An 11,505-nucleotide genomic window follows, 5' to 3' on the forward strand; every position below is an offset into this window, starting at 1 on the left:
TTCCATCCGGGGCCGTCCTGGCAGCATGACTGGCCCCGTCCCGCCTTTTTCCGCTTAGCGCGGCTCGCTCCAGCGTCCGATCGGTTCTTCCATATTGGCGAGGAACCATGCGGTCGACGCCATCAGCGCCACATGCCGGCGCAAGTCTTCCTTGTCCACTTTGTCGAACGTATCCGCCGCCGTATGGTGATAGTGGAAGTAGGTCGACGTGTCGACCAGCGGCGCGAAGCTTGGCACGCCCGCTTTCTCGAGCCCCGACAGGTCGCCCGTGCCCAGCACATCTTCACGGCGGAACGCGCTCGCGCCCATTGGCTGCAGCACCGCCTGCAAAGGCGCGAACAGCTTGACTGCCTGCGCGCCCACGCTCATGCGCATGCCGAACGGACGCCCGGCGCCGTTGTCGCTTTCGATCGCCGCGATATGCGTTTCGAGCTTCGCCTTGTTCGACTCCAGGTAAGCGCGAGCGCCGCGCGTGCCGTTTTCCTCATTGGCCCAGGCGATCACGCGGATCGTGCGGCGCGGTCGGAAGTTCAGCTTCTTGAGCGTGTCCACCACCGCCATCGCGCCGACAACGCCGGCCGCATCGTCGTGCGCGCCGGTGCCAAGGTCCCACGAGTCGAGGTGGCCGGACACGATCACGATTTCCTCTGGTTTGTCGGTGCCGGGGAAGTCGGCGATCACGTTGAAGCTGTCGGCGTCGGGGTGGGTCTGCGGCGTCAGGGTCAGGTGCATCGCCAGCGGTCCGCGCGCTGCGAGGCGCGACATCAGCATCGCGTCTTCCACCGACACGGCGGCGGCAGGAATGCGCGCGTTGTCGTCGAGGCGGGTGGCGCCGGTGTGGGCGATGCGGTAGTTGGCGCCGCCGACCGAACGCACCAGCGCGGCCACAGCGCCCATTTGCGCGGCCATGCGCGGGCCGTTGGTACGGTACTGCGAACCCTGGCCGTAGGCCGGACCGGCCAGTCCGCGGTCGGCCATGAACTGGTCGAACGCTACGTCGAACAGGACGATGCGTCCCTTGACCTCGGCCGCGCGCGCCTTCAGTTCGTCGAAACTGCGCACCACGATGACCTGCGCATTCAGGCCGGAAGCAGGCGTGGCGCCGGATCCGCCCAGCGCCGTCAGCACAACGCGCTGGCTGACGCCATCGGGGCGGCCCTTGTAATCGACCAGTTCGCCCGTCTCCACGCCGCGCACCCAATGCGGCACCTTGACCGGCTCCAGCGTCACTGTCGCGCCGAGTTTGCGCATGGTGTCCGCCACTTGCCGGATCGCCGCCGCTTCGCCGGCGGAGCCGGACAGGCGCGGGCCGATCAGGTCCGTCATGTCGGCCAGGCGCTCGTAGGCCCAGTCGCTTGCCAGCGCGGTGTCGCGGATCTTGACGAGTGCGGCGGGGTCGTTGCCGGGCGTGGCGGCGAAGGCGCTTGCAGCGAAAATGGAACTTGCGAGTACGGTCAACAGCAGTAGCTTGCGTGGCATGCGGCGTATCCTTCGGGATCGGTTTTTATAAGATCCAAAACAATAGCGCATCTAAACGGAAATTGCTGTCTTTACGTTAATCCGGCTTATGCGGTGACGAGGCGCAGCAGCGTAATTTCCGACGGCGCACCGAAGCGTTTCGGCGGCCCCCAGTATCCGGTGCCGCGGCTTGTATATACCCACATCGCGCCGGCCTGGTTCAGGCCCGCCGTGAAAGACTGCTGCAGCGGAACCAACAGGTTCCACGGATAGAACTGCCCGCCGTGCGTATGGCCCGACAGCTGCAGGTCGAAGCCAGCGGCGGCCGCCGCTTCGGCGCTGCGCGGCTGATGTGCCAACAGCACGCGCACCGTCACATTCGCCGGCGCGCCCGCAGCGGCGGCACGCGGATCGCTGCGCTGCGAAGGATCGAAATGGTGGGCGGTGAAATCGGTCACGCCCGCGATCATCACGCCGTCGCCTCCGCGCTCACGTACGACGTGCTCATTGTTCAGGACCGTCAGTCCGAGGCGACGCAGCTCGGCGATCCATTCGCTGGCGCCGGAATAGTATTCATGGTTACCGGTGACAAAAAAGGTCCCGTCCGGCGCCGCCAGGTTCGCAAGCGGCGCGGTATGCGCCGACAATCGCTGGACGCTGCCGTCGACCAGGTCGCCCGTGATGGCGATCGCATCGGGCTTGAGCGCATTGACCCGCGCGACGATCGCCTCGAGGTAGCTGCGCTTGATGGTCGGGCCGATATGGACATCCGATATCTGCGCGATCGAATAACCGTGCAAGGACTTCGGCAAGCCAGGGATGGGCACATCCACCTCGACCACGCGCGCCAGCCGGCGTGCGTTGAAGAAGCCAGCCAGCGTGGCGGCCAGTGCAAGCAGCGGAACGGCAATCGCGCTGCCGCGGCCGAAACCATTTCCCGCGCCGCCGATAAGCGCAAGAATCAACAGCGTCACATCGCGCATTAAGGTCAGGACCAGCAGCGACGAGAACATGCCCATCGCGAGCATGCCGGCCCACGACAGCTGGTCGGACCAGCGCAAGCTTCGCAGGCCGGATGCCAGCAGGCCGGCGGGCACCAGCAGCGCCGACGCCGCAAGCAGCAAATACGCGGCGGCCGCCCACACGCCTTCCGGCTCGATCGACGGCAGCAGGCGCATGCCCACGTAGAGGTGCAGCAGGGCCGACAGGGCGAATACCATCAAGGTGACGCGGCGTGGGGGCATTGGGAAATCCGGTAATTGAGCACAACACTCACCACAAATGGGGTGCTATCCGGTTTCCTGCAAGGGGAACAGGTGTTGTTACGGTCATCGCTGCATTTGTAATATTCTGTATTAACAATAGCGACTATTTTGGCAATCGATATAGTGGAGTCATGCCCGGCGCTGTTTGAGATCATTCCGATCCAGTTGTGGCAGAAGGAACCGCCATGTTTACCACCATGAACAAAAAACTTATCGGTGTCGCCCTGCTGGCTGCAACGGCTTTCTCGTCCAGCGCGATGGCCAACGACCGCGGCGTCAATACAGCCCTCGGCGCAGTTGTCGGCGCTGCCATCGGTCACTCGACCGGCAGCCGTAACGGCGCACTGGTTGGCGGCGTGATTGGCGCAGCAGTCGGCAACGCCTCCGGCTCGCGCGGCAATTCGTACCAGGCCGAATACCACGACAACGGCCGTTACTATGACGACCGCCGCTATGGCTATGCGCCGGCGCCAGTCTACGTCCAGGAGCGCGTGTACCACGAGCCGCGCCGTGTCTACTACGAAGCGCCGGCCCGCTATTACGCGCAACCGCAGGTGGTCTATGTCGAGAAGCGCCATGGCCGCCGCGGCCACCACCACCGCCGTGGCTATGACCGCTACGACCGCTACGACCGCTACGATGACCGCGGTTACGGTTACGGATACCGCTAAGCAGCAGCTTTCCCCATCCCCCCGCTAGGCAGCGCTGACGGCATCTGCCGTTACGCGCTGCCGCGGGGGGAACCATGCTGGAAGCAGGACAAGTCGTACCGCTCGGAGCAGGCGCCTACCGCCTGCGCAAACAGCTCGCCGGATCGAGCTACGGCGTGGTCTGGCAGGCCGCCGGGCCGTCATCCGATGTCGCCCTCAAGCTGGTCAATCGCCCGCAAATGGCGCGCGCCCTGCCCGCCCATCGCGACCGCTGGATCGCCAGCGCCAACACCGAAATAGTCTTCCTCCGCTCCCTGCGTCCGTGGGACGAGCGCCACATCGTGCGCCTGCTCGACAGCGGCGACCATGACGGCCTGCCCGTGATGGCGCTTGAGTTGATGGACACCGACCTGGGACGCCACCTCGCCGGCGAACGCGCCGCCGGACGCCGCGCGAGCCTCGCCGCCATCCTCGGATGGATGGAGCAGATCAACCAGGCGCTCGCCAAGGTCCACCAGTACGGCTGGAACTACCTCGACCTCAAGCCGGCCAATGTGCTGCTCGGCGCTTCCCGTGACAACGTCAAGCTGGCCGACTTTGGCACCAGCCGCGCGCGCGCCGGCGCGCCCTGCGCCGGCTTTGCGGGCACCGCCAACTGGCAGGCGCCCGAGCAGTTTTTCGCCACCCCGAAGAACACCTACGACACCGACTGGCGCAGCGATTATTTCGCGCTGGGCGCGATGTTTTATTACCTTGTCACCGACGGACTGCCGCTGCGTTTCTGCCGCGATTGCGGACAAGCCTGGCGCGAGCACCAGTCGCGCGGAGCGCAGCAGATGCTGGCGGCGAACCATGGCGAACTGCCCGCTACCCTGTGCGGGGACGAAGCGGCACTGTTTGTGCGGCGCATCCGCCAGCGCGCAGGCGGCTTGCGGACGACAGGCGCCTGTGCATCGCTCGCGCTCTTGCGTGCGCTGCTGGCGGCGGACCGGTGCGAGCGCCCTGCCCACGGCATGCAGATCGCACGCATGATCGCTGCAATCCGCGCCCGGGCCGTGCCATGAAGCCGCGCGCATACGTCGGGCGGACCATCGCAATTGCGCTGCTTGCCCTTCTGTGCGCGCTTCAGCTGTTTGGCCTTCTGCGTGCCCCGGCGCTTTGGTCGCCGGCGGTCATTGGCGTAACCCTGGCGCCAGGGGAGTCAGTGGCACTTGGCCAACGTGAACTTGCGGCTCCATTGGCCGACCCCGCTCATATCCGCTTGAGGCGCGACGCGGACGGGGGCTGGTGGCTACGAAACACCAGCGCGGGCAAGCAGGTGGCGCTTGAACGCCGCGAAGCGAACTCCCGCACCGGTACCGCAAGGCCGGCCCCCGGACAGCAGCTGAGGATCGGCCAGGAACAGTTCACCCTCACTTCCGCCGATTCGCGCGAAGTCGCTTTCACCGGCGCGGGCAGCGCGTGGCGTTACGACGGCGCCGTCTTGCTGCGGGATGGCCAGATGCAGCCATCATGTCCCGGGACCTCGATCGGTTCCCGCGCACGCGCACTCTGGAACCGGACGGGACTGGCATTTGCGCGCCCGCTTTCCTTTGGCGGCAATCTCCATTGCGATAACAGGCTCGGTGTCGCTTACGTCGCGCCAGGCAGCGCGCTTATACGGCGGGCGGACGGCGGGCTCCTGATCGAGGTACCAGCGGCCGACGGCCAGCGCATCCCGCTGATGCTCACCATCGACGGCGTGGCCGGCAACCTCGCCGAGAAAGAGGTGGCCCTCGCGGGCGTCGAATCCATCGCGGCCGGCCGCACCCGGCTTTCACTGCGCACCGACGGCGCGCGCCTGCTGCTGGAACCGCAGCGCCACGTCGCGCTGTACGCCGAGCCGCGCGTGCTCTTGCCGCCGGGCGTACAGTGGCAATGGCGCCAGCGGGGGCTGTGGTCGCTTCCAGCGGCGGGTGGACTGATCGCCGCTATGGTCCTGCTGGCACTGGCAGGCGTGCTCGCACGGTGTCGCGGCAGTTGGCCGTTTGTTCGCGGCGTGAGCACGCATACGCGCGCCGCTGCGGGCGCCAGCCTGATGGTTGCCCTATGCGGCGTGGCCTTCCTGCTGGTGCTTCGCGGCGGCGCGCCGCCTGGTGCAGGCATATCGGCGCTGCTTGGGTGGGCGGCGCTGTGGTGCTGCCTGCTGGCGCCGGGACGGCTCGGCGTGGCGGCCGTGGCGGGCGTGCTGCTGGTCGCCGTCGGCCTTCTCGCCCAGCTCGAACTCGGCCTCGCAGCGATGGAGTCATCCATGCTGCGGCACTTCCAGAAGACCGCGGCATTGCTGGCGATCGGCCTTGGCGCGGGATCGTTCATCCGGCTATGGATGGGTGCCCGGCGCGGTCTCGCACCGCAGGCGCGCATCGAATATGGCTTCGCGATACTGGCCATCGGCGCGCTCGCCGCCCTCCTGCTGCAGGTCGCGTTCGGCAACGAGACTGGCGTGTTCGACGTCCAGCCGGTCGAATTTGCCAAGCTCGCGCTCACCGTGCTGACCGCGCACTGCCTCGCCATCGGACTGGGCTGGCATGCGGCGCCTGCCGATGCAAGCCTGCCGCTGCGCTGGTTCAGGCTTGGCGCGCCGGTGCTGCTGTTCCTCGCAATGACCGGCTTCGCGCTGGTACAGGTCGACGACTATTCACCCCTTATCCTGCTTGGCCTGTGGAGCGCCGCGATGGTATTCGCATGGTCGCTCGCAAGCCGCCGCCGGGCTTGCGCCGCCGCGGTAGCGTGCGCGGTGCTGGCGCTGGCAGGCGGCATCGCCCTCATGCGCGGCGCCGGCCCGCAGCAAGTGGCCGACCTCGGTTTCTATGCGGACCGCTTCATGGTATGGCTCGACCCGTCCACCCATCCCCACACCGGCCAGCAGCTCCTGCTTGGCGCGCGTGCGATCGCCGAAGGCGCCTGGCTTGGCAGCGACAGCCTGTTAGGCGTCGCCAACCTTGGCTTGCCTGGATCGAGCGCCTTGCTGGTACCGGCGGTGGAGGACGATTTTGCGCCTTCGTTTTTCCTCAACCGCCACGGCCTTGCCGCCGGCCTTGCGCTGTGGCTGCTGCAGGCGCTGTTTGTCCTCGGATTGCTGCAGACCGCAGCGCGCGCGAATGCCACAGCCAGGGCGACGGGCGACTTCCGCCAGGCCTGGCTGGGCCGCTTCCGCTGCTTCGCGCTGTGCGGCGGCGCCGCCTTCGTACTTGGACACTTCGTACTGTCGTGGGGAACCAACCTGGCGATCTTCCCGGTCATGGGCCAGCCCATGAGCTTCTTGTCGGCGGGCGGCAGCCACCTGCTGTTTTTCATCTGCCCCCTGCTTATGTTCGATGCAGTCAGTGCACAATCTTTAGAGGAGAGTCGAGATGCCAGTCTATGTCCAACATGAAGTGCTCGGCAGGGTGAACGATGTGTTCAACGCCGAAGCCATCTGGCAGGCCCCCGGCCTGGCCCTGTTCTCGCGCAAGCCGCTGCTGCGCGATTTGCTGGAGCGTTCGCCGCGCGAGCATCGCGGGCGCGCGGCCACGCGCTGCTTCTCGCACGTCACACTGGCGCTGCCGCAGGACCAGGTCGACGACGACCGCCACCTGACGCGCGGCGCGCGCGTGCGCGACCTGGCGCAGTCGCTGGCGACGCTGCACCAGAAGGATTTCGGCGACCTGCTGGGCGGCGACCAGGTGCGCTACGACGTCGTCGGCGCCGCCACGCTGGAGCCAGGCCAGGTCGAGGTGCGCTTCGGGCACGCGGTCTACCTGCCGGCGCCGGAAGAAAAAATCCTGTACTCGGTCGCGGCGTCCACCGACAGCGCCATCTGGAAACCGGTCTGTCCGATTTATCCGGACCAGCGCCTGGCGCTGATCGGCATTGACGGCGCCAGCGCCAGCCACGCCGTGCCGGGCTGGCCGTTCGGAGCGGTCGGCGCGATCCTGCTGATCAACGATGGCCCCGATGCCCCGGTCGAAGTCCAGGTGCGCCCGAAGGACGCCCTCGACTGCAGCTTCGATCCGCTCAGCGGCTACTACGTGATCAAGGGCGCGAATGCACGCCTGTTCCTCAAGGTGACACGCGTCGGCGCGCCGGTGGCAGCGGCCGCTCCCGCCCCCGAGCCGGTCAAGCCGGCAACGGTATGGAAGCCGCGCGCCGGGGACGAGGCCATGGCCAGCATCCGCCCGCCAGCGGAAGGCGATGCGACCTACGCGCCAGTCGCCCAGCAGCGCGTGAGCCTTGCCGCCCTCGCCCTGCCGCGCCTGAGCCGCTACCGCGAAACCGGAGCACGCATGCTGGAGGTCGGCTTCGACGCCGCGCTCGGCGTGACCGCCAGCGAAAACGATTCGGTCATCAGGTTCGCGGTGGACGACACCGACGAACTGCACGCGGTGACTGCGGCCGGGCGCCAGCGCATCAGCATTCCGGCCAGTTTCACGCCGGTCGATTCAGCTCCGATCGCGCTGCGCGAAGCGCCGCCCGAAATGGCGGACCGCTACTGCGCCATCGTTTGCCTGGCCGCGCCGCCAAGCGTGCCGGTGGCGAGCGGAGTGCGCTTTGTGTTCGGCCGCGGCGCGCCGATGCTGGCCAGCCTGCGGGTGCTCGATTCCGCGCGCTTCCTGCACCGCGCGGACGGCATCGATGTGGCCAGCGCCGACCGCATCGGCCTGTCGCGCACCGCATTCAGCTTCGAGGCGGCGAGCGGCGGCTACAAGATCGGCAGGCTCAGCGCGACGCAGGCGCTTTACCACCTGGACGAGCAGATGCGCTTCGTCGCCGCGATCGGCGAGGCCAGTGCGGATACGCCTTACCTGCTTCCTGCCGGCCATCACCTGGTCGCCGGCCATTACGTGCTGCGTTTCGACGCCTGAGTCATGACCACGTTCGCCGCATACGGCATTGGCCTGCTGGTCACCCTGGCGCTGGCGTCGATGCTGACGCCAGCCAGCTGGTGGCGACGGCTGAACGCCCGCGCAATGGCGCTTGTGGTGGCCGGGACCTGGGGCATCGGGGCAATGCTGGCGGCCGCGATGCCCGCACCAGGCCCGGCGCCTGTTTCGCGCTACGAGCAGCCAGCCCGCCACTATCAGGTATTCCGCGCGCTGAACCTGCGCGACGGCACTGGCACTAGTGCAAAGCGCCTCGCGGTAGTGCCGGCGGGCGCGATCGTCGCCGCTACCGGCATGCGCGACGGCGACTGGTGGCAGGTGCGCGCAAGGATCGGAGGTGCCCAGGTAACCGGATGGGCCAGCAGCCTGTGGCTACGCCGTGCGGACGAGAGGCGCCACTGACGGGCCGAGCACCATCGGATTGAACTCCAGGCCATTCTTGCACTGCGTCGGCAAGGTGCGTACGAACCCCAGCGTTTCATACATCGGCATCGCGTAGTTCGATGCATTCACAGTGAAGCCACCATCAGAGCCGCCCGTCATGGCAACGTCCCTGGCATGCTCCCACAGCTTTCGGCCGATGCCCTGCCGGTGGAACTGCGCCGCCACGAACAAGTGGAACACGTGCTGTCGCTCGCGTACGGCGATGAACCCGGCCAGTTGCCCATCCACCTCGGCGACGTGATAGACATAACCCTCGCGGACAAGCCGCCGCAACGCCGCGGCGTCGTTCTCGCGCAGGAAGGTCGAGGCCTGCTCCGGCGAACAGGTCTCCAGGAAGTAGTCGCGCGCCAGCACTTCAAGCAGCCGCGCGACCGCGCCGATATCGGCATCATTCATTTCCCGCAAAAGCATAATCGTTCCGTCCGATGTCTTGCCAGTTTGGCATGGCCAAAATACCATACCTGCACAGGCATGTGTTCGCGTGTTGACGCTATACGGCGGCGTCCGTAGACTAGCCGGATGCCGAAATCGAGTTTGTCTTCCCCGCTGCCTGCGCAGCCCGCGCGCACGCGGGTTCCGTTATCGAAGCCCCTGCGGCATCCGCGCTACCGGCGCCTGTGGATGGCCAACCTCGTTTCGAACCTCGGCACCTGGACCCAGACCTTTGCGTCGGCATGGCTGATCGCCTCGATGTCTGAATCGGCGGCGATCACGACCTTGGTGCAGACCGCGACCTACATCCCGATCTTCCTGTTCGCGCTGTTCGCCGGCGTGATCGCCGACGCGGTCGACCGTCCAAAATTCCTGTTCTTCTGTAACCTGTACATGGCGCTGTGCGCGTGCGCGATGGCCGTGCTGGTCATCAGCGGCAATGCATCGGCTCCGCCAGTGCTCGCGCTGACCTTCTGCCTGGCCACCGGGTCGGCCTTTGTATGGCCAGCCTGGCAAGCCTCGGTTTCCGGCCTGGTCGAGCCGGACGAACTGGAAGCCGCCGCCACGCTGAATAACCTGAGCTACAGCGTCGCCTCGATCGTCGGCCCGGCGCTGGGCGGCATCCTGTTCAACTGGATCGGCGCGGGTGCGCTATTTCTCGTCAATGCCATTTCCTTCGTCGGCTTGCTCAGCGTGTACTGGGCGTGGTGGCAGGAGCGGCTTCCAAATACCGCCGCGCGCCACGGCTTCGTCCACAGCATGAAGGCCGGCCTGTCGACGGCGTTCGGCTGCGGGCGCTACCGGCGCATCCTGGTCAACGTCTGCACCGTCTTCTTCGCCAGTATCGCGTTCGCGGCGCTGCTGCCGCTGTTCGTGCGCGATGTGCTGCGGCTCGACTCGAGCACCTTCGGCACGCTGATGGGCAGCCTTGGCGCGGGCGCGGTGCTGGCGGCCTTCCTGCTTCCGAGCCTGCGCGTCCGCTTCGACAAGACGACCCTGCTGTCCGGCGCATTGCTGGTGTATGGCCTGATGCTGATGCTGATGCCGCTGATTACTTCGCTTTGGCTGCTGGTGCCGCTGATCGTCTGCGGCGGCATGGCCTGGTCGGCCATCGTCTCCACGATGAACGCCGCGGCGCAGGCCTCGTTCCCGCACAGCCTCCGGGCTCGCACGCTGTCGATCTACCTGTTCGTCATGGCGGGAGGTTACGCGCTTGGCAGCCTGGTGTGGGGCCGGGTGGCCGACGGCGCTGGCGTCAAGGTCGCATTTGCCGTCGCCGGGGCCTGCCTGGTCGTCAATGCCGTCATGCTGGCGACACGTAAACACGACAACCCGATCTGATTAATTCGGCTAAGCTGGCGGAATGATCACAGCGCCAGACAGCCTTTACTTCGGTCCCCGCCTCGACGTGGCTGCGCAGAGCAGCATTGGCGAAGGCGAACGGCCGCGCGCCGAGAACCAGGATAACTTCCTGCTGATCGACGCCAACGGCAATGCCGCCTTCCTCGCAAACCAGCAGGCGTCCACGGCGACGGTTAGCGGCTGGCCCCAGGGACACGCCCGCCTGGCTGTACTGGACGGCATGGGTGGCCACGGCCACGGGCGCGAGGCGGCCGAAGCTGTCGTCGCCGGCATGCTGGCGATGCCCGCCTGCGCCACGCTCGGCGAACTGTCCGACCGGCTCGACAGCTTGCACCACCACCTGCAAGCCGTGTTCGGCGACGATTCCCAGGTCGACCGCCGCCCGGGCACCACCCTGACTTTGCTTGAAATTCCTCTCGGCAAACCGGCGCTGCTGTTCCATGTCGGCGATTCGCGGCTGTACAGGGTGGCCGGTGGCCGTGCCGCGCCGCTGACAGTCGATCATGTGCCGGCAACGGCATTCGCCATGGCCGGGCTGATCGGCGAAACGGAATGGTGGCAGCAGGTGCACGGCGAACACCGTTCGCAGATCTCCCAGGCGTTTCTTCTTGGCAACGCATTCGCCAACCCGGCCCAGCTGGAGGATCCGCTGTTCGCGCTCTCCCCGCGCGAGCTGCCCGATTTCCTGGGCCACCTGCAGGACCGCCGCGCCGTGGAGCTGGAACCGGGCGCCGACTACCTGCTCGCCACCGATGGCTTCTGGTCCTGTTCGGGCGCATCGGCCTGGGTATCGCGCTGGCCGGCAGTGCTGGCCAGCGCGCAACGCGCCGATGCCGCCTGCGCCGCCCTGTTCGAGGAAATACGCATGAATCCGCCGGCGGACCTGCACAGCGACAACCTGACCGCCATCCTGCTGCGGGTCCAGGCCGAGCCGGCCGCCGATGAGACCGCCCTGCCCGGCGGACCATCCTGAGCCCTGCGCCACCGCGCGCT

General features: G+C 67.0%; 10 protein-coding genes. 7 read left to right on the forward strand and 3 right to left on the reverse strand.

The window, feature by feature from the left end; all coding sequences use genetic code 11:
- Positions 1 to 54 precede the first annotated feature (54 nt).
- Both HHL21_RS07210 and HHL21_RS07215 read right to left on the reverse strand, forming a co-directional pair.
- The gene (locus HHL21_RS07210; RefSeq protein ID WP_169464587.1) at positions 55 to 1,479 is read right to left on the reverse strand and encodes a M20/M25/M40 family metallo-hydrolase; all 1,425 of its coding nucleotides are present in this window, start codon (positions 1,477 to 1,479) and stop codon (positions 55 to 57) included.
- Positions 1,480 to 1,565: 86 nt separating this feature from the next.
- Positions 1,566 to 2,702 carry a metallophosphoesterase gene (locus tag HHL21_RS07215; protein ID WP_169464588.1) on the reverse strand — a complete coding sequence of 379 codons (1,137 nt, stop codon included), beginning with the start codon at positions 2,700 to 2,702 and terminating at the stop codon, positions 1,566 to 1,568.
- Positions 2,703 to 2,920: 218 nt separating this feature from the next.
- Here HHL21_RS07215 and HHL21_RS07220 point away from each other — a divergent pair, with 218 nt between their 5' ends.
- The 5 genes from HHL21_RS07220 to HHL21_RS07240 all read left to right on the forward strand — a co-directional run bounded on the left by HHL21_RS07220 (position 2,921) and on the right by HHL21_RS07240 (position 8,676).
- Positions 2,921 to 3,394: a YMGG-like glycine zipper-containing protein gene (locus tag HHL21_RS07220; RefSeq protein WP_169464589.1), complete on the forward strand. Its 474-nt coding sequence runs from the start codon at positions 2,921 to 2,923 to the stop codon at positions 3,392 to 3,394.
- A gap of 74 nt (positions 3,395 to 3,468) precedes the next feature.
- A complete protein-coding gene (locus tag HHL21_RS07225) occupies positions 3,469 to 4,437 on the forward strand; it encodes a protein kinase domain-containing protein (RefSeq protein ID WP_169464590.1) in 969 nt (322 codons plus the stop codon).
- Between the two features lie 140 nt (positions 4,438 to 4,577).
- Positions 4,578 to 6,788, forward strand: coding sequence for an FtsW/RodA/SpoVE family cell cycle protein (locus HHL21_RS07230; RefSeq protein WP_370659680.1), 2,211 nt, complete (start codon positions 4,578 to 4,580; stop codon positions 6,786 to 6,788).
- Positions 6,766 to 8,256 (forward strand): hypothetical protein, encoded by a 1,491-nt coding sequence (locus tag HHL21_RS07235; RefSeq protein WP_169464592.1) that lies wholly within the window; start codon positions 6,766 to 6,768, stop codon positions 8,254 to 8,256. The genes HHL21_RS07230 and HHL21_RS07235 overlap by 23 nt, the downstream gene beginning before the upstream one ends.
- Before the next feature lie 3 nt (positions 8,257 to 8,259).
- On the forward strand, positions 8,260 to 8,676 hold the full coding sequence (locus HHL21_RS07240; protein WP_169464593.1) for an SH3 domain-containing protein: 417 nt from the start codon (positions 8,260 to 8,262) through the stop codon (positions 8,674 to 8,676).
- On the opposite strand, the gene HHL21_RS07245 is transcribed toward HHL21_RS07240, so the two are convergent.
- Positions 8,647 to 9,114 carry a GNAT family N-acetyltransferase gene (locus HHL21_RS07245; RefSeq protein ID WP_229496164.1) on the reverse strand — a complete coding sequence of 156 codons (468 nt, stop codon included), beginning with the start codon at positions 9,112 to 9,114 and terminating at the stop codon, positions 8,647 to 8,649. The genes HHL21_RS07240 and HHL21_RS07245 overlap by 30 nt on opposite strands.
- 123 nt (positions 9,115 to 9,237) lie before the next feature.
- Here HHL21_RS07245 and HHL21_RS07250 point away from each other — a divergent pair, with 123 nt between their 5' ends.
- The gene (locus tag HHL21_RS07250; protein ID WP_169464595.1) at positions 9,238 to 10,491 is read left to right on the forward strand and encodes an MFS transporter; all 1,254 of its coding nucleotides are present in this window, start codon (positions 9,238 to 9,240) and stop codon (positions 10,489 to 10,491) included.
- A 22-nt stretch (positions 10,492 to 10,513) separates the two neighbouring features.
- Positions 10,514 to 11,485: a PP2C family protein-serine/threonine phosphatase gene (locus HHL21_RS07255; RefSeq protein ID WP_169464596.1), complete on the forward strand. Its 972-nt coding sequence runs from the start codon at positions 10,514 to 10,516 to the stop codon at positions 11,483 to 11,485.
- Positions 11,486 to 11,505 lie beyond the last annotated feature (20 nt).

Source organism: Massilia polaris (genome assembly GCF_012927275.1).
GTDB classification, from domain to species: Bacteria; Pseudomonadota; Gammaproteobacteria; order Burkholderiales; family Burkholderiaceae_D; genus Telluria_A; species Telluria_A polaris.